Source organism: Candidatus Thorarchaeota archaeon, assembly GCA_013388835.1.
Classification (GTDB): Archaea; Asgardarchaeota; Thorarchaeia; order Thorarchaeales; family Thorarchaeaceae; genus JACAEL01.
Genome location: JACAEL010000006.1, coordinates 83,598 through 102,594 on the forward strand (window position 1 = coordinate 83,598; position 18,997 = coordinate 102,594).

Genomic DNA, 18,997 nt, shown 5'->3' on the forward strand with positions numbered 1-18,997 from the left:
GAATGCTGCGGTACTACGCGTATTACCCGTATTCATCTAAACGGCAAGCTTCATTGCAGCCACTGCTGCTTGGCCTACAGATACACCGGGGTCTCCTGGAGCAACTCTCGTATGTACAAGAGGTTGTAGGCCACGAGATCGCACCCTTGCAACTACTGCATCGGTCACTATCCTGTTAAGGGCGACTCCACCTGACAACCCGATGTGAATTGTTCCAGATTCTTCTGCAATGTCGCAGGCGAGCTCTGCCAATCCATCGCCCAGGAAGAACTGGGCGGCGTATGCCAGCTGGGCCCTAGGCACACCCCTTTTCATCAGGTCATGGATTGTGGTCAATGCCGCGACTGTGTCTAGTTGAGTTCGTCCATCAGTAGAGTGGTATTCGCGCTCTATCCTGATGTCCGTAGGTCTGGCCGCCGCCTCAAGTTTCATCGGGCATTCGCCGTCGTAGCTGTTCTCGGAGCAAATCCCGAGAATGAGGGCTACTGCATCAAGGAACCTGCCTGCACTTGTGGTGGTCACTACATTGATGTGGTGTTTGATGGATTCAGCTATTATGGAGCAAGTCTCCTCTGTCACGGTGAGTTTCTCGGCAATCCGGCAGCCTCGCAGTGAGCCAATGATGCTGTTGTCAAGGTTTCTGCTCATCAATGCGAGCAGAGTCCTAGCAGGATACCTTGCAGAGAGGTCTCCTGATGGTATCTCCCACTCCATGAGACCCCCATCTCTATGGAATCGGGAGAGTCCTCCTGTCAGAATCTCCCCTCCCCATGCATTTCCGTCGGCTCCGTATCCATACCCGTCAACGGTGATACACGTAATACGGGTATCAGCTGGAAAGCCGTGGTCCAATACTAGTGCTGCAAGGTGTGCGTGGTGGTGTTGTACTCTGAACAAAGGCACTCCCTCCAAGGAGGCCAACCTCTCTGCATATTCGGTGGTTAGAAACTCAGGATGAAGGTCGCAGGCTATTCCGCTTACTCTTTCCACGCCTACCAGACGCTTGACATGTGTGAGAGCTTCTGAGAGGAAATCAAGTGTTTCAACCCTATCTCCATCTCCGATATGCTGGGTCTGATACAGGACGTTGGACTTCAGTATGGACCCAGTGATCTTCTCCTCAGCGCCCACTGCAATGACGTCTGTTTCCTTCCAAGATGCCATCAGGCGAAGCGACTCTGGTGCATAGCCACGTCCTCTCCGAATGAAGAGCGGTTTCGATCCGACCATCTTGATCACAGAATCATCCACTCTTTGACTTATGCGGCGGTTGTGAAGAAGAAAGTAGTCTGAAACGCCCTGCAAGCTGGAGATGATTGTCTCTGGCTGGATGTGCATGGGTGTTCCTGAGTGATTGGCGCTTGTCATTACAAGTGCTGGTTCCCGTGAGTATCTGAAGAGCATGTACTGTAATGGCGAATATGGTAGCATCACGCCTATAGTGTCTAGTCCAGGCGATATGGCTTCAAGTGACTCGTGCGGTATTACCGTTGATACGCGTAACATGGTCTCATAGTCATCTGACTCGCCCTTCTCTCGCTTGCGAACCAGCACGACAGGTCGCCGCCAAGAAACGAGAATCTCCTCTTCTTCTGAAGTGGGATTCGCGAACGTCTTAAGGATCGTCAGGTCTCTGACCATTATCGCAAAGGGACGCTGAGACCGCTTCTTCCTTTTGCGAAGCTCAAGAATAGCTTCAGGTTCGGTCGTCTTGGTAACCAGATGTGTGCCACCGATTCCTTGGACAGCCAGGACTTGCCCGTTATCAATCAGGCGACCTACGTGTTCAAATAGGTTGGCTGTTACGACAGGTTCCCCTCTATGGTCATGTAGTCGGTAGGATGGCCCACAGACACCACACGCAGTCGTCTGTGCATGGTACCTTCTGTCTGTTGGGTTCGTATAACCCGTATTACAGGTACTACACAGTGGAAAGTCCACCATCGTGGTGTTTGGTCTGTCATATGGAAGCGACATGATGGTGGAGTATCTTGGTCCACACGCGGCACAAGATGTGAACGGATACTCATGCCACCTTGAGCTTGGGTCGAGGAGTTCGCGCACGCAATCCTTGCAAACTGCTATGTCTGGTGGTATCTCTGGTGTTGCATTCGTCCTTCTTTCAATCGTGGAGGGCTTGATGGTGAAGTCTGTGAGTCCTTGGATAGAGTCCCGCCAGACCACGTCGAGCGACTCAATATGCGCGATGGAAGGTGGGTCTGTCGACACACAGCGAATGAGTTCTTCAATCCTTGACCGCTCTCCCTCAGCTACAATGAGAACTCCGGCGTCGCCGCGGTTCAGTACATATCCTGCGAGTGAAAGACCCTTCGCAATAGCGTATACGAAGGGTCTGAAGCCGACTCCTTGCACAACACCCGTGATGGAGATCTCTGCTCTGACTTGCAACTCGAAAGACCCGACGGTACAGGCACGTACTTGTCATATTAAGTCAGTGAAGCAGTCACAGAGTTGCCCGGTGCTATCTCACTGTTGACCAACCGGACGACAGTTCCCTCATCTGATTTGCGTAACTGAAACACACTGCACTTTCATACTACTATTGGTATTCATACAAGCAATACGCGTAATACGGGTTGTGTAGGGGCTCTTAAAGTGCTGTGCGCACAGTATTGTGATGCGAATTGAGTACACTTGAGAGGAACAATGAGTCTACATTCCTTGAACCAAGGGTCACAGAGTCGGCACTGGCTACGCTGCCTGACTGCCTTAGGAGAGTCTTGCTTGAGGCCAGGAAGGATGGCCTCCCGGGGCGAAAGTCCATTCTTGTTTCCAGCAATGCACTTGCAAATCGTTTTGTGTATGAGCGATGGGGCATCAGGCCGTCACAGCGCAGACGTTTCAGGACGCTCTTTGCTACAACTCGCAAGCAGTGCAGAGCACTCTTTCAGTATCTTCTTGCGCGAGGTCGCTTCCAATGGGATTCCGCAAGGGAGGGCCATGTGTTTGGTGTCTTCAAGTTCGACGAGATCCGGGGGAACCTTATTCTTGGCTTCGTTCGAGGTTCTTCCAGTTTAGATTGGACTGTGCCATCCGATTGACAAGTGGTGGATGAATGTCTGGCGGAGTCTTGTTCTTGCGACCCATTCCCCAGACAGGTTTATAGGTTGTGCTCCGGTGTATACAAAAGTGTATCCGTAGCGGGTATCTCTCTGAAACGGAGATTGACAGCCCATTCGGCCGTCAGTAACCGCTTCGGACGCGTTTCCAGAGGAATGATTCGTGGCTTCTGTGGGTGGTCGAAACGAGTGACAAGAACTGAAGACATACATGTGGCTCTTCGAGACGCAGCCACCGCGCCCCGGCAAGTCCTTCGGGAGCCTGTAATGAAAATCCTGCTACGGAACTCCAACCTCACTGAGGCACAATTGGAGACTCTACTACTCGACTTGGTCATCGAAGACGCGCTCAAGTCCCATGTTCCGTATGAACAGAAGGCCTCTCTTAGGACCCGCAAGAGTCGTAGCAAGAGGGGTGTTTCACGCGGCTCATACAACAGGACACTACGCCAAGCGAGAAGAAACGTGATTCAAAGCATCTACACCATGTTGCTGCTCGCATATCTGGGACTGTTTGACCAACCGGTCTTCCGTCCGTTTGAGGAGATAGCAGCTCGGATTGGCAACTACCGTCGCATCAGGGATGCTCTAGCGGGACGCAGCACTCTAACAAGCGAGGATCTCGAAGTGTACAGGGTCGCTGAGGAAACCATTGTTTCAGCCCTCGAGGGCCTAGGTCTGCCGCTGGTCCTGAAGTCACGCGCTAGTCAAATGCGCGAGATGTAATACTAGTATTACTCGTATGTAATGATTGTTGCCTCAATTGCCGCGCACTAGTTGTAATTCGTGTGAAACTAGACCCTCAGTGCGAGACTGATTACTGTTGGATTGATTCGGTCTGTCGGAAGTGTCCTGTCATGTACAGATGCAGGCACTTCGGTTCCTCTCCAAAGTTGATTGAGGCATCGGACAACCTTTGCTGAAGTGTCTGTGTTTCGATAGGACTGTCACTCACAGATTATAGCTAATCGTGCACCTTGAAGAATGTCTGCGGCAACTAACCTTCATATCCCTAGTACCTTCACACAGGAGTCAGTTGTTTGAGATTGGAGTTGCATATGCAAGAGGTTGTCGCCGGACAAATCGCACGAGCGTGTCGTAGACACATCAACACTTGGGCACGACTCTGAGTGTTTTCATTGAAGCCACGGATCTTCTTGGAGGTTCTTGACGAGGAGATAGAGATACCGTCAGCATCAAGATTACCATCGTATGCCTTTCGATATGTCTAACGACACACTCGTGCTAGGTAGTACCAAACCCATAGATAGTTCTAATTCTAGAACAATCCAGAGTGGCAACTGAATCGACGACATGTCCTCATCAGAGTGTACGAGTCCTATCGTATTACACGTCCTACGACTACTACTTGCTCACAATAAAACCTTTCAATGCACTTGACCGTCGAGGTTCTGTTCGCTCTGAATGCAATGTCAGTGGGCGTGATTCATTTGGGTGGCGCCAAGAGATTGCCATGGTTCCTTTCCAAGGTACATGACATAGCAGAGTCAGCAGCCATTGAGAGTACAATCCAGACGGTTGCAGATGCAATAGGTGATCGGCGAAGTCGTGACCTGGTGGATTTGATTGGTCATCTCGAACAGGAGCATGGTTGGCCCCGCGCGCTGGAGGTCCTCGCTTCGGCTCAGAAGCAGCGCTACAGAGCTCCACCTCTCATTGGTGGACCAACCCTTTCTCTTGAGATTCTCAAGTATCGTGAGCAAGTCTTTGAGCTCTTCTCATGCTCCGGGCTTGAGCCGGCGGATATAGACATTACAGAATTGCTTGGCCACCTGACTTCATGCAACTCGCTGGCAGAGGCGAGTATGCGCTTTAAGTCCCTTGTGCTTGCAAAGTCGCGAGAACAGATTGCTGGCGGTGACTCTGTGTTCTTTGAGGTTATTCCCAATCATGCCTCAGAGGAACTCAATCATGAAATCGAACGGGCACATCTACGTGAGATGGAGTTTCTTTCATCCCTTGATCTGAGCGGTATTCAAGATGTGACCAGTGTGTGGTTCACAGAGAGCGGGCGGCAGCTCCTGACGGACTTGGGTGCGGTGGGGTACTCCGTGTCGGACTCTCGTGTAATAGATGGCATACGTGTATTACAACGCCGCCCTAACCGTGAGTCGGCTTGCGCTCATCAAGCTCGTGGTATAAGGGGTCCATCCAACCCCCTCTACACGCGGCTACTAAGCTCGATAGTTCTCTGTGATACGGTCGAAATGAGAACTCTGGGTAGTCGACTCTCGCTCGCTCGTCTGGACTATATGCTTAGGGAGTCGGTGTCAAGATACGTTGAAGCTCCAAGCAGCAGCCGCTATCGAGAAGTCTTATCGAGAGTGGGCGATCACGTCACTGTGCGTGCACTTGAATCTACAAGTACACTGGGTCTCATTGCTAAAGAGCTAGATGTCAGACTCGCAGTCCCTGCTCTGAATGCATTGGGTTGTTTCCACCATGAGTCCTCGGTAGAGATACTGCTTGAACAAGTCTGCAACACAAGTCGTCGCGAGTGCCTAGAGGCCTCTCTTGCATCCCTCCAAGCTATTCACAGGGTCTCTCCCGTGGCAGAGCCCCTGATTCGTTCTGCAACACTCGGCTCCTGCAAGAGGAGATCACAACTGCGATTGTTGCTTCGTCAGCAGTCATGGACAAAGAAAACCAAGATGTATGATGCGTAATACGAGTCATACAAGCTCACTCGGCAGAGATAAATCGTGAATGAGAAGGGAACCACTCTGTCATGTCAGGCACATCCTCTCCTCACGAACTTGACCCCTTCTTCAACCCTCGCCGAGTTGCGCTTGTCGGTGCCTCATCGGACTACAGGAAGCTGGGCAACACTGTTCTCATGAATCTGCTAGCGTCCGAGGTTGAAGTCTACCCAATCACAAAGGGGCGACCCACAGTACTAGGCGCGAGAGCGTATGGTTCACTTCAGGAATTGCCGCATCCCGTGGACCTAGTGATTGTGGTAGTCGCTGCGAAGTATTGTCCTGCTCTGATGCGGGAAGTGCGGCAGGCGGGAGCAAGGTGCGCGGTTGTGATCTCAGGGGGTTTCAGTGAAGTTGGCGGTGAGGGTGCTCAGCTGGAAGCCGAGTTGGTACAGGCTGCCAAGGCGGCAGGAGTACGTGTCATAGGCCCAAACTGTGTCGGCGTTTCAAACAGCCGCCTGTTCAATGGAACCTTCACAATGATGCCCGAACGGGGTAGCGTTGCACTGGTATCCCAGAGCGGCGCACTCGGAGGCATGATGATATACACTACAAGGACAAAGCGAATTGGGATAAGCAAGTTTGCGAGCATAGGCAATGCAGCTGATGTGTCATTCACTGAGATACTGGACTACTTCTCAAATGACACGAGGACCTCAGTTGTGACCGTCTATATCGAGGGCGTTGATAATGGTCGTGAGCTTTTCGAGTCGCTCCGAAGGACCGCCTCTCGAAAACCTGTAGTCGTACTAAAGGGCGGTAAGAGTGAGGCAGGGAGCAGAGCGACACAGTCGCATACCGGATCAATGGCTGGCTCTACCATATTATTCCAGTCTGTCCTGAAGCAGACTGGCTGCGTCGAGGCTCCGACCTTTGACTCGCTCTTCGAGATAGCGAAGCTCTTCGACTATCAGCCACTTCCCAAAGGTCGTAATATTGGTATCATTAGTAATACGGGCGGAGCTGGAGTCTTGGCAGCTGATGCGGCCTCTAGCTATGGGCTATGCATCCCGCGACTCAGCTACAATACCGAACAGGAACTCAAGCGGCTTCTGTCCCCCCTTGCGTCGACTGAGAACCCCGTTGATGTTGTGGCTAGCGGTGGGAGACAGGATTACAAGGCCGCTACGGAGCTTCTCCTCGCAGACCCTAGGATTGACATGCTTCTTGCTATCTGCGCAGTGCCAACCTTTGCTGGCATGACACAGACCGAACACGCCGCGGGAACAATCGAGGGAGCACGCAGCGTGGAAACTGACAAGCCCGTGGTTGGCGTTTGGCTTGCGGGTGAAGTTGGCAAACCCGGAAAAGACCTTCTCGAGATGAACCGAATTCCATGCTATGACGATCCCTCCACAGCCGCAATGTGTATGTCCAAAGTCGCCGAGTATGCGGAATTACACGGACATGCTATCCGCAGAGTCTCGGAGTAGCACCATTCTCTCTGAGCATGAAGCACCCACCCGAATGAGCTCAGGTCATGGCAGAGCACCTGACTCACGTCGGCTCTGCTATGCTCCTTCCGCTCTGATTCTCTCAGCCATCTCATTCGAAGTGACAAAGGTGTACAGAGACTGGCCGCGCGCAGCCAAGAGCATCTAGGTGTCACTTGCACCACGCATGCTCGTATCGTTTGAGTTCCCGCCAAGCTCCCACAGCGAATGGCTCAAGGTGCTTTGCCGAACCTCCCATTTCTTGACCTTTGTCGTATCACGCGTAATACTACGATTCAAGGTACTGCTTGGCCACATCCGGAAACTCCTCTTCGATTGCAAGACGCAGCTGTCGTTCAACCCACATGCTCAGGTTGATTGCCTTTGCTCTTCTTATGGCTTGAAGGCACTGTCGGAGGTCCGAAGGTATTGAGAACGACACAATTGGACTCTTTCTTTCCTTGTTGGGTACACTCTCCCCCTGAGGTTTCGTGGGGGGCGCTGTCTTTGCAACGGTCTTGACTCGTGCTGTTTCCCTTTGTGAAGCCTCTGTGGCAGAGCTGCTCTCAGTTTCCTTGTCAGCTTCCTTTCTGTACTTCCCCAGGATACTCATCTAGTGGACCTCCTTCAGGATTGCAGCATATGCTTCGGCAACAAGCTCTGCTATTCCAGTGTCAATCTCCGGACTTCCTGTTCTCCTTAGATTCTCGGCAGCGACTTGCTGACAGCCTCTGGCAAGCATTCTCAAATCCCTGGGATTACCCTTTGCTGCCGCATTTAGCACTGCTATTGTCTCCTCTGAGAATGGATACACGCTGAAGTTCTCTGGGTCGAAACGATCTATCTTACCCTGCGCATAGGCTAGTCTTCTCCCTATGAACTCCCTTGCCTTCAAATCATCTAGCGGTGGAACATCCAATGGTTCCGTTCTGTCCGCAATCTGAGGCAGATAGCTGAGCATAGCATTCCAGTACTCAATTGTCCCACTCATTACCAATGTCACTATTGGCTCGTCGAGCTCTCCCTTGTGAGTGTCGACCATCTCTTGAGATGGCAAGTCGGCAAGGTATCTGAGCTTGTGAAAGGCCGCCTCCTGATTGTCAGCGACATCCTCGATGAAGAGTGCGGTTCGATACTTCTCCTCAAGGTATCTCCTCACACACTCCTCGGCTACCGCTTCTACAATCTGACTTGATTCCCATGACCTGCGGTACTTCACTCTCAAGGAGTCTGCGATGGCAGCTGACATCTGTTTCTCATAGAGTCCAGTCATGCCCACGTATCCAGTAATGAAGCGGTTTCCCTTTCGGTCCGCTAGTGTGGGCAGGTCTCTAAGTGCAAGCAACATGAGCGTGCTCTTGCCGGACCCAACAGGTCCCCTGATGAAGATGTGACGCTCGTTCGTTAGCACTAGGTCCACTATGCTGTCAAGGAAGTCTGGAAACTCAACATACGTGCGAGAGTCCGGCATCTTGTAACCCTTGAAGGGCGAGAATCGAAATCCTAGTTTCTCTTCCCATGCTCGAAGGACCTCCTTACGGGTGTTGAAGTGGCGTACGAGCGCACTCTCATGAATGGCAATCGTCGTAACTGATCATCTCCATAATATTGTATCACTGGTATCTGTCGTAATACAGCCTAATCCAATGGCTGCCAATATAAGCAATGCGGTTCACAGGACTTTGCATGGTTGGCATCAACTCCTCACTTCAGGGCTAGAAGCGGCATATGAGGTGGCCCCGTGTGTCATCTCTTACGAACCAGGCAGTGCGACGACCAATCTGCAGACTCCTTACCTGACTTCTGCAACAGAGTCCTCTGATACACAACCTTTTTCAATCGTCCACGAAGGTGACTACCTACACTCTAGGAAAGGAGTCGAGATCTATGGAACTGGAGTCAGTTCAGAACGTCCTCACATCCTTGATGATTCTCTCCTTCCTCATCTTTGGAGGTCTAGCGCTTGTCATCCAGACAACGCACACGCCGTTGAGTCCTCGCGCAGTCGCGTTGCCCTTTGTGTTTCTCTTCATATCTATAATGACATTTGTGGTTTCAGGCAGCATCGAAGACAATCCGGCCATGCTCCGTAGATACCTGACGCAGTGGCTATCCGCTTGTGCCTTTGTTGTGCTGTTCTCAGCAATAGTCTTCACCCTAGCATAGAAACAGCCTATCCTACTCAGGTTGGTTGAAATGAGCAAGATACTGCCCGGCACCAAGACCACTCGCATGGAACTTCTCCGACTCAGGAACCGCATGCGACTTGCCGAGCGTGGTCACGATTTGCTCAAAGAGAAGAGAGACTCGCTGATCATGGAGTTCTTCAATGCTATAGCCGAGATCAAGGAGGCTAGGTCTCAGGTCGACTCGGCTCTCTCCGAAGCCTTTTCGTCTCTCACCAAGGCAAAGATGATAATGGGCCCTTCTCGCGTGGTGGAGTTCTCTTACGCTAGCAGAATTGAAACTGACATGGACATCTCGACGCGATCCATGATGGGCGTCCGTGTACCTTTGATATCCATCCGACAACGTTTTCCGGAGCTGCCTTACTCGCTCGTCGACTCGAGCTCGCAACTCGACTCCATGAGCAGCAAGTTCGCTGCAGCTCTTAAGGCAATAGCACGACTTGCTGAAATCGAATCGACAGTCCGACGATTGGCTCTGGAGATTGAACGAACCAAGCGAAGGGTTTCAGCACTCGAATCAGTTGTGATTCCCAGGCTTGAGGCCACAGCACAATTCATCAAACTCGCATTGGAGGAACGGGAGCGTGAGGACTTCTATCGCATCAAACTTGTAAAGCAGCAGCTAGTCCACGCCTAGTTCGATTGTGTCCTGCTACTGCGATGTTCCTACTATGTATCCGGTTTCTTGGCGCTAACTAGATTACCTCGTTCTATGCTGACTGTATTACTACTAATACGTGTACAGTATCACAGTCGGGCTTTCTAATCTCTGCGTAGCTTGGCCCACATGGCATCCCGACATGGCATCTCAAACGCACGCCCGCAACAATAGAGTGCATCCACGCAAACTTGCATTGTACTCACACCAGTGTCCTACTCCTGAGTGTAGCACGGTGAAGGTACGTACCAAAGAGGACATGCTCACATGTGCATATGGCTTCCGAGCAGGACATTCTTCCTCTCAGGAGTGACGCAGCCGCAGTATCGCAGCTGCTAGGTCGCCTCCTGTTTCCTTGAGTGCTTCCATCGCTGCCTCGATGCTAACACCCGTCTGTCCCGCCACGAGAGCTGCGTCTTCCATGGGAATCTGCTTCACTTGTGGAGCTAGCTTCTCGGGCTCTTCCTGAGCACCACTGGTGCGAGGCCGTTCTGTTCTTGAGCCTACCACCTGAAAGACCTCTCCCCCCGGTTGTCTTATCATTGTGACCTGAGGGCTCTTGATCAGCCACTCCTTGTCATCAAAACGGATCAGTACCTCTCTGACACCCGATAGATCCTTCTGCTCGATACCCATCCTCTTCATCATGCGGGCCAGTTGCTTGGGGGATGTTCCTCTAAAACCCATGACCAACCCCTCGCCGTAACGGCATGGATTGACTAGTGTCTCGATCAACAAGATTCCATGTATGGGATAAAACGCTTGTGCTTCAGTGTTCGTAGGTCAACGTGAAACAGCAATGTCAAGGACGATATGTACGACTCCCATCGAGTACGTCTTGATATGCCTTACCTGTAAGGTGCAGGTGAATCCGTGATCCTCGCATCTCCGAATGACTTCAGACTTGAAACTGCTCAGTTCACTTGGATGAATCGCACGATGCAGATGAATCCACCCACCTGTTTCCCTCAGAGTCGAGAGTGCGTGAGGGAGATAGTCCTCGGTCTTGTGTAAGTAGCCTAGCAGGACTCGGTCCGCCTCTCCCACCGGATGCTCGTCTCTGCAGTCCCCAAGTATCGGATGGACGCGGCGTTGCAGTCCGTTGAGTCGGATGCCCTCTAGTAGATAGGAGTACGCCTCCGGGTTGATTTCGATTGATGTTACCTCCGCGCCTGCAATTCGTGCGATAGGAAGCGAGAATTGCCCGACGCATGCGAACATGTCTACTACACGCTCAGATTTCTGAACCAAACGTGCCATGTGCCTTCTCTCGTTCAGGTTACCCGGCGAGAAGGTAATTCGTGTTGGGTCAAGTCGATAGTGCACCCCGAACTCCGTGTGTGTCGTTTCTGTGCTTCTTGAACCAGCCACCACCCTGTACTGCGGCACTCGGAACACCCCAGCTGTGGGTCCCTCTCTCACAGCGACGGACCGTATCCTCTTGCTGTAGTCGAGAGTCGCCCTGCCTATCTCCTCCGCGAATGGCATCCACTGCTCATCAATGCGTAGTAGGGCAACATGTCCTACGAGATGATACCCGGGTGGAGTCTTGGCATCCTCAGGTACCAGGCCGCTTAGTCTCGTCCTGAGGAACGATGAATAGTCCATCATTACCACGCTGCGGCAGGATTCACTAGCAGTACATGCCCGCAGGACTTCTCTCTCCGGTCCTACCCTCCATCTTCTGAATCGCCCTTCTGAAGTCCTCCTGCTTGACAATGACTCTGTCGTCGCGTATGGCGTACATTCCCGCCTCGGTGCAAATGGCCTTTATGTCTGCTCCAGTCCTGCCCTTTGTAGCAGACACAAGTACACCAAAGTCAACATCCTGGTCAAGATTCATTCCCCTAGTGTGAATGGAGAATATGTCACGCCTGCTTGACTCATCTGGCTGTGGGAACTCTATGATTCTGTCGAACCTGCCAGGGCGCAGTAGGGCCGGATCGAGAATGTCCGGTCTGTTCGTCGCACCTAGTACTGCCACCTCTCCTCTTGCTTCAAAGCCGTCTAGCTCACTAAGCAGTTGCATCAGTGTCCGTTGAACCTCACGGTCCCCAGAAGTTGCAACGTCTAGCCTCTGAGACCCAACGGCATCCAGCTCGTCGATGAACACGATGGCAGGGGCCTTCTCCTTGGCCATCATGAAAATCTCACGCACAAGCCTAGCTCCCTCTCCAATGAACTTCTGTACGAGCTCAGATCCTATGACTCGGATGAATGTAGCCTTGGTTTCGTGTGCCACTGCCCTCGCGCATAGGGTCTTTCCTGTACCGGGAAGACCTGTGAGGAGCACTCCCTTTGGAGGTTCAATTCCCACCTGCTTGAAGACCTCTGGCTTCAATAGCGGCAGCTCGACAGTTTCCCTGATTTCCTGAAGCTGTTCCCTTAGACCACCTATGTCCGCATAGGAAACGTTAGGTGCTTCCTCAATCTCCATGGCTCTAATCATTGGGTCACGAGAAGGAGGCAGCTCCTGTGTCACAGCAAACGACCGCTGATTCAGCGCCACGCGCGCCCCTGGCTGCAGCTTCTCCCTTGGCACTGACGAGGAAACATGCACCACGAAATTGGGACCAGTTGAGCTCTTGACAACCGCTCTACCGTCGTCAAGCATCTCGATTATGCTTGCGGTAATCAAGGGTGCTTGCCTAAGCTTCTCGAGTTCAGTCCTGAGAGTCTGGGTTTCCTTTTCGAGTCTGCTCCTTTCCGCATGCAGTATCTGCTTCTCGGTCTCTAGCGCCCTCAGTCTTCTCTCAAGGTGTCTTGTGTAGCTCTGCGAGCAGACTTCTTCACCCTCCTCAACCGATTCATCCTTCTTTTCGTCAGCAGTACTCGGCAACATCCGACACCTCAGCTCCCCATCTGTTCCTGATGTTTTAAGGCTATCTTCGCATCAATCCTCTGCCGACAACCTTTATTTGCAATGGTCCCCTCTGATTCGTGAGGAACGCAGGTTGTCTGGCAGCTGCGAGCTATGTGGCAGAACGATGAAGGGGCACGGCCGAGAAGTGACTATCGAGGGTGCAAGACTCATCGTCTGCGTCGACTGTGCTGCGCGTTTTGCTTCCCCGAGCGAGAGTCCATCCGCACCCAGTCCATCTCGTCCGAAACAAATGCCCGCTTGGTCGGGCGCCGAACCTCCCGCTTCTCCTCGTCCACCACGACCTGTTCGACCCGTGACGAAGAAACCGTTACCAAAGCGCGTTCCCTCTGATGCTCCAACGATTGACGACATGATACTTGTCGAGGACTATGCACAATTGATACGAGCGGCCCGACAGAGGAAAGGGCTAAGCCAAGAAGATCTGGCACAGAAGGTGGGTGAGAGGATTTCAACCCTTCAGGCCATTGAGAGTGGGCGAATCAAGCCCACGGGACGGGTGACACGAGGACTGGAACGCGAGCTGGGTATATCCTTGTTGGAACCTGTGGGAATCCCTGCTCTGAAGATAGCTCGCGAATCCGGGCAGGCTGGTCCGACTCTTGGCGACGTGGTCAAGGTCAAACGGAAGAAGAGCCAGAAGGCAGAGTAGCCAAGCGATAGTCCTAGGCATGACATGACAGAGCTCTTATATACTAGGCTATCCAATAATACTACAAGCATAGACCCCCGTCCGTCAACTGTGTGTTTCCAACATGTGATACGATTGCTCACTCTCCGATAACTCATATTCTGGTGGCATACACATGGCACATCCGACATTCAATCATGACCTGTTCAGACTCGTAGTCGAGGAGATTGCCGGCAAGGAAGGGGTGGATGTCGCGACCGTACTCGCTAACACTGAGGAGACAACTGACGAAGAGATAGCTACGAAGACAGACTTGAAGCTAAATGTTGTCAGAAAGATCCTGTACAAGCTCCATGACAACCATCTCGCATCATATCGTAGAATTCGGGATACAAACACCGGGTGGTTCCTCTACTATTGGCGCATCGACCCGAAGAAGGCTCAGGCACTTGTTAACAGGAAGAAGCGCATGGTACTCACTCTTCTGGAACAGAGGCTTGAACACGAAACGAGCAATGACCTTTATGCATGCGTCAACAGAGATTCATCACCAGTCCCGTTTGAAGAGGCAATGAACCTGTCTTTTCGATGCTCGGTCTGCAATGGCCAACTGGAGTATGTAGACAACGAACGAGCAATAAGCTTCCTGAGGAAGCGAGTGGAAGAGCTGAAGGCGGACCTCGAAGCCACCTCCTCTATCTAGCACCAGTAGTCATACCTGCTGTTTGTAGATGCTGGTGAACCACTTGGTCTCTCTCAGACTGAAACGTAGAGTATACGGGGCACAGAAGGACCGGCTCCTGCGCGAACTCGCTTCTGAGATTGCGGAACTTACTTCCGGTCTTGATATCAGAATCGAGCATCTTTCCTGTAGCTCCCGCGGCCATGTTACCCTCGATGTCACTGGCGAGGACTGCGAGTTTGCTTCAAATCTTCTCTATGACGAGTATGGCCGAGTCCCCGTAATGGCTGAATTGACTCACGGTCAGGAGCTCTGGGGCAGCCTAGTCGATGTATGCCGGGTCGGATACGGACTCTATTCGGACATTGGTGTTTCTACGACTCGCCCGGTTGATGTCCTAATCCCATTGCACACACTGAGAGAGCAAGCGCAGATGCATACGCAATCACTGAGGGCAATTGCCAAGGCCCTTGTGCTTGTTGAACACCTCCCGGTGAACGTGACAATTAAGGATGTGAACCTCAGCACTGAGAAGATTGAAGGTGCTTTGACCGATTCCTTTCTTCGCAGAGTTAATGCATGGACGAACGATGATCATGAACGTCTTTTGGTCTTTGGCGCCAATAAAGCCACATTGGAGAGGGCTATTGCAAAGTCAGGACACTTGTCCGATGTATATCAAGTGGAGACTCTTGGCCCATACGAGTTCTCGTTGGTATGCAAGCGTTCGACCCGTGCGTCCGGAATCGTGTCTTCCATTGGACCAATGCTGACCGGCGTACCCATTCACCTGTTCATACCGCGGGAATTGAACGCGCTACGTGAGATGAACTGACAAACCTTTATCTTGAATACGCCCCTCGACTCTAGGAGATACCCTAACGGGGTGGTGGTCTAGCCCGGCCATGATATCTCGCTTACACCGAGATGATCGCTGGTTCAAAAGCTGCGGACGGTCCTGCGTCACAGCTGAATCTCCGGCCCACCCCACCAAATATCTCCGGTTTCAGTATGGCGTCGGACTTGGAAGACGCTTTAGAATTGCGGGAGTTGCCGAGCTGGTCAAAGGCGGCGGACTTAAGATCTTAGCACCAGGGGTCCTTGAAAAGAAATCCGCTCTCGCAGGAGTTCGTGGGATCGAGCCACCTCCCGCACCATCCTCAACGTTTATGACGAAGCACCGAAATCTGAAATACGGTGGACGCGAGTGACATATCATCGACTAACTTTTCCCAAGGACTTCAAGTGGGGGAGTGCTGCCTCCGCCCATCAGACTGAAGGAGGCAATCACAATGACTGGTCTGAGTGGGAGAAGGTACCTGGTAAGATAAGGGACAAGTCCTCCTCAGTGGTCGCCTGCGAGCACTACAAGAGGTACCGTGAGGACTTCGACTTGGCCAAGAAGTATGGACACCAAGTTCACCGCTTCTCAGTTGAATGGAGTCGCATTGAGCCACAGCGCGGCGCATGGAATCAGAGAGAAATCGACCACTATCGTGACGTTGTAAAGTCGCTTGTCGACCGTGGGATAGAACCAATGGTTACTCTACATCACTTCACAAATCCAATCTGGTTTCGTGACTCAGATGGATGGCTGAACCCCAAGAGTCCCCTCGTCTTTGCTCCATATTGCAGGAAGGTGGCCGAAGCACTATGCGACTATGACATAACCTGGAACACTATCAACGAGCCTATGGTCCTCGTCGCCATGGGTTATCTTTACGGTGAGTTTCCACCAGGCCACCGAGACTACGGAATGGCAATGATTGCAGCAAGACACTTGGCGATGGCACACGGGCAAGCCGCCCTACAGATTCGTGAGGTGTATGCTGAACGTGGCCTAGACCAGCCCAGAATCGCGCCTGTTCTCAGCGTTTCTCACTTCATGCCAGCAGATGAGAATAATCAAGAGGATGTCGATCTCGCAAGATACCTTGACAACCTGTACAACCATATGTGGATCCAAGGTGTTGTCGAAGCAAGAATCCCGGACTTCCAGAAGCCCTTTGAAGACTGGGAACACTACGAACCTCTGGTTGACTCAGCTGACTTCATAGGATTGAATTACTATAGCCGCATGAGGGTGTCCAGCAGACTTGATTTCTTGGCAGGTGAGATGCCGCCCAAGGAACCTGGGCTTGAACGGTGTGAAGGCCTCGATTGGGAAGTCTACCCACTGGGATACTACCATGAAATCAACTCATTCTGGAAGCGCTATCGACGTCCCATCTTTCTGACAGAGAACGGGATTGGCACTCAGGATGACCGATTGCGGTGCAAGTACATCCTGAGTCACCTTCAGCAAGTACATCGTTCAATTAGCGAGGGTGCCAATGTGCTGGGGTACTTGGTGTGGTCGCTTACCTACAATTTCGAGTGGGCTCATGGCTACAGCAGTCACTTTGGTCTTATCGAAGTAGACTACAAGACACAGGAGCGCAGGCCTAGACGGAGTGCTTCTGTGTTCCGTGACATAATCCGAAGCAACACCATCAGTGAGGAAATGCAGGCCAAATACATCGGCTAGCTGGAGCGAGAAGCATTGGAGGATTTGCATTGCCCGCACAGTCATTCCTGGTAGCATTTGCGCTGGTACTGCTTATGGAGCTGGGCGACAAGACGATGTTGACAACCATGTGCCTCAGTGCTCAGTCTCATCGTCCGTGGATTGTATTGTTAGCCACAATGTCCGCTCTGGTAACAGCGACAGCTGTAGGTGTCTTGATAGGAACAACGCTCTACACAATCTTGCCATTGGACCTGCTCTCGACTATTGCAGGAGTCATCTTTCTCATCCTGGGCGTCTATTCTCTCTCTATCAGTTCCCTCGAAGATACAATCGATTGCAAAAACCCCTGCACGGTGTCCAGCATGTTCTCTTTCATCCTCATATCCGAGCTTGGTGACAAGTCACAGCTTGCGATTCTCGCTCTTTCGGCTCAGTCTTCTCTTCCAATTCTGGTGTTTGCCGGAGCTGTTCTGGCTTTCTTGACTGTCAACGCGGTGGCAGTCTTCGCCGGAACTGGTCTTGCCCTGCGAGTCAAGGCTCGTCACATTCGAGTTGCAAGTGGTGTGATTTTCGTGGTGTTCGGTTTGCTGATTACAACTGGTATCCTGTGAAGAGCGGTCTTCGAAAGTTGCCAGAGTATGACCATTGGAATGCACAGAAACAGCTTCGTTCCGCTTCTGTCCGCTGAGCAGCGCGAGCAAAGCATGGTGCCAAGCTGAGCAGGTGCGCATCAAGACTCCGGGCATTCTGTGCGACTGAAGCAAGACTTGCGCCGCTGCGCTTGATTTATGTAAGAGGTTTCTTGGGAAGGTTTATGTCCGTGGCGGGCAGTGAAGACCGAGAGTACGGGGTGACCTACCTCTTGAGCTTGGCAGAATCTGGGTACTGTGGCATTGTACTCGAGAAGCTGAAGGCCATTGGTGCACATATAGGGGACCGGATACATGTGGTTCAGACGGATGCAGAATACACCGGTCTCTTGATGCCACGTGCACAGGTGGGCAGTGATTCAGCTCACGTCGTAGTCAAACTTGATAATGGCTACAACGTAGGTGTCCGGCTTGTTGAGGACTCAATTGTCACTCTTATTTCACGAGATGAGCGTGCGCGGACGCTACCCTCAAGACAAGTAGTCCGTCCGATTGCGTCAAGTCTTCCTCATGTAACGCTGCTCAGTACAGGTGGTACTATCGCTAGCAAGGTCGATTACAAGTCAGGAGCAGTAAACCCTGCTCTCTCTGCACAGGATCTGTATGAAACTGTTCCCGAAATCATTCACCATGCTGCTGTTGAGGTCAAGGTGCTGATGAGCAAGCTCTCTGAGAATATACTCCCATCCGACTGGTCCAAGATTGCCCGCAATGTGGGTTCAGAGATTCGGAAGGGGGTCGATGGCATCGTCATTGCACACGGGACGGACACACTGGCTCTGACTGCGTCCGCTCTCGCCTTCGCCGTCCAAGAGCTGCCCGTCCCGGTTGTATTGGTCGGTTCTCAGCGGTCTTCTGACAGACCATCATCGGACGCGGCCCTGAACCTAGTGTCTGCCATTGAGCTTGCTGCAAGGGCGGATGTGGGGGAGGTCCTAGTAATCATGCATGGCCAGACTGACGATACCGTCACCTTCGCTCATAGAGGTACCCGGGTGCGGAAGTGTCACACGAGCAGGCGTGATGCTTTTGTTTCTGTCAACTCGCAACCCCTGTTCCGAATCGAAGACACCAAGATACAGGAGCTGAACCTCCCCCTGTTTCGCCGGGACTTGAGCAGGAAGGCCTTAGTGAAGCCAAAGTTCGATCCCAATGTGTTTCTTCTTAAGACGTATCCAGGTATGCGCGGTGACACAATCGAGTACCTTGTGTCTTCTGGACACAGGGGTATAGTCATCGAAGGGTCTGGTCTAGGTCACACCCCAGAGCATCTCCTTCCAGCCCTCAGGGCTGCTGTTGACTCAGGTACAGTAGTTGCTATGACTTCGCAGTGTATCTGGGGACGAGTGAACATGAGTGTGTACAGGACTGGTGTGGAACTACTAGAGATTGGTGTCATTCCATGTGCGGATATGCTCGCTGAGACCGCCCTCGTGAAGATGATGTGGCTTCTCGCCAACTGCAGGAGTACAGATGACGTGAAAGAACTCATGACTCGCCCGTTGGCCGGCGAGATGAGTGCTCGTTCTGAGATATCAGGGCTCCGGCACCTGAGGGAGTGATG

The 18,997-nt window shown here is 52.2% G+C and carries 18 protein-coding genes and 2 tRNA genes; 14 read left to right on the forward strand and 6 right to left on the reverse strand.

The features are described from left to right. Positions 1–36: 36 nt before the first annotated feature. On the reverse strand, positions 37–2,409 hold the full coding sequence (gene hypF, locus HXY34_01095) for a carbamoyltransferase HypF (protein ID NWF94717.1): 2,373 nt from the start codon (positions 2,407–2,409) through the stop codon (positions 37–39). Between the two features lie 236 nt (positions 2,410–2,645). On the opposite strand from hypF, the gene HXY34_01100 reads away from it, so the two are divergent. From HXY34_01100 to HXY34_01115, 4 genes are all read left to right on the forward strand, one after another. Beyond that, on the forward strand, positions 2,646–3,062 hold the full coding sequence (locus tag HXY34_01100) for a hypothetical protein (protein ID NWF94718.1): 417 nt from the start codon (positions 2,646–2,648) through the stop codon (positions 3,060–3,062). Between the two features lie 207 nt (positions 3,063–3,269). Continuing rightward, positions 3,270–3,806, forward strand: a complete 537-nt coding sequence (locus HXY34_01105; protein NWF94719.1) for a hypothetical protein — start codon at positions 3,270–3,272, stop codon at positions 3,804–3,806. 743 nt (positions 3,807–4,549) lie between these two features. Beyond that, entirely contained in the window at positions 4,550–5,767 is a 1,218-nt protein-coding gene (locus tag HXY34_01110) for a hypothetical protein (GenBank protein ID NWF94720.1), read from the forward strand. A 62-nt stretch (positions 5,768–5,829) separates the two neighbouring features. Then, a complete protein-coding gene (locus HXY34_01115; GenBank protein ID NWF94721.1) occupies positions 5,830–7,233 on the forward strand; it encodes a CoA-binding protein in 1,404 nt (467 codons plus the stop codon). Between the two features lie 289 nt (positions 7,234–7,522). Here HXY34_01115 and HXY34_01120 read toward each other — a convergent pair whose 3' ends face one another. Beyond that, positions 7,523–7,846, reverse strand: coding sequence for a hypothetical protein (locus HXY34_01120; protein NWF94722.1), 324 nt, complete (start codon positions 7,844–7,846; stop codon positions 7,523–7,525). Further along, positions 7,847–8,704 carry a hypothetical protein gene (locus HXY34_01125; protein ID NWF94723.1) on the reverse strand — a complete coding sequence of 286 codons (858 nt, stop codon included), beginning with the start codon at positions 8,702–8,704 and terminating at the stop codon, positions 7,847–7,849. Between the two features lie 416 nt (positions 8,705–9,120). Between HXY34_01125 and HXY34_01130 the strand changes: the two genes are divergently transcribed. Then, positions 9,121–9,399: a hypothetical protein gene (locus HXY34_01130; protein NWF94724.1), complete on the forward strand. Its 279-nt coding sequence runs from the start codon at positions 9,121–9,123 to the stop codon at positions 9,397–9,399. Between the two features lie 30 nt (positions 9,400–9,429). After that, entirely contained in the window at positions 9,430–10,059 is a 630-nt protein-coding gene (locus HXY34_01135) for a V-type ATP synthase subunit D (protein NWF94725.1), read from the forward strand. A 324-nt stretch (positions 10,060–10,383) separates the two neighbouring features. Here the strand turns inward: HXY34_01135 and HXY34_01140 are convergent, their stop codons facing one another. The 3 genes from HXY34_01140 to HXY34_01150 form a co-directional block, all read right to left on the reverse strand. Beyond that, the gene (locus tag HXY34_01140) at positions 10,384–10,773 is read right to left on the reverse strand and encodes a Nascent polypeptide-associated complex protein (GenBank protein NWF94726.1); all 390 of its coding nucleotides are present in this window, start codon (positions 10,771–10,773) and stop codon (positions 10,384–10,386) included. Positions 10,774–10,863: 90 nt separating this feature from the next. Further along, on the reverse strand, positions 10,864–11,691 hold the full coding sequence (locus HXY34_01145; protein ID NWF94727.1) for a class I SAM-dependent methyltransferase family protein: 828 nt from the start codon (positions 11,689–11,691) through the stop codon (positions 10,864–10,866). Positions 11,692–11,713: 22 nt separating this feature from the next. Continuing rightward, on the reverse strand, positions 11,714–12,922 hold the full coding sequence (locus tag HXY34_01150) for a proteasome-activating nucleotidase (GenBank protein NWF94728.1): 1,209 nt from the start codon (positions 12,920–12,922) through the stop codon (positions 11,714–11,716). A gap of 145 nt (positions 12,923–13,067) precedes the next feature. On the opposite strand from HXY34_01150, the gene HXY34_01155 reads away from it, so the two are divergent. The 8 genes from HXY34_01155 (at position 13,068) to gatD (ending at position 18,995) form a co-directional block, all read left to right on the forward strand. Continuing rightward, a complete protein-coding gene (locus tag HXY34_01155) occupies positions 13,068–13,613 on the forward strand; it encodes a TIGR00270 family protein (GenBank protein ID NWF94729.1) in 546 nt (181 codons plus the stop codon). A gap of 154 nt (positions 13,614–13,767) precedes the next feature. After that, positions 13,768–14,295: a transcription factor gene (locus HXY34_01160; GenBank protein NWF94730.1), complete on the forward strand. Its 528-nt coding sequence runs from the start codon at positions 13,768–13,770 to the stop codon at positions 14,293–14,295. Between the two features lie 43 nt (positions 14,296–14,338). Next, positions 14,339–15,109 (forward strand): DUF2110 family protein, encoded by a 771-nt coding sequence (locus tag HXY34_01165; GenBank protein ID NWF94731.1) that lies wholly within the window; start codon positions 14,339–14,341, stop codon positions 15,107–15,109. Positions 15,110–15,157: 48 nt separating this feature from the next. After that, positions 15,158–15,267, forward strand: a tRNA-Val gene (locus HXY34_01170). A gap of 50 nt (positions 15,268–15,317) precedes the next feature. Further along, positions 15,318–15,431, forward strand: a tRNA-Leu gene (locus HXY34_01175). A gap of 50 nt (positions 15,432–15,481) precedes the next feature. Next, positions 15,482–16,801, forward strand: a complete 1,320-nt coding sequence (locus tag HXY34_01180) for a family 1 glycosylhydrolase (GenBank protein ID NWF94732.1) — start codon at positions 15,482–15,484, stop codon at positions 16,799–16,801. 29 nt (positions 16,802–16,830) lie between these two features. Next, positions 16,831–17,394: a TMEM165/GDT1 family protein gene (locus tag HXY34_01185; GenBank protein ID NWF94733.1), complete on the forward strand. Its 564-nt coding sequence runs from the start codon at positions 16,831–16,833 to the stop codon at positions 17,392–17,394. Positions 17,395–17,597: 203 nt separating this feature from the next. Further along, positions 17,598–18,995, forward strand: a complete 1,398-nt coding sequence (gene gatD / locus HXY34_01190; GenBank protein ID NWF94734.1) for a Glu-tRNA(Gln) amidotransferase subunit GatD — start codon at positions 17,598–17,600, stop codon at positions 18,993–18,995. Positions 18,996–18,997: the final 2 nt, after the last annotated feature.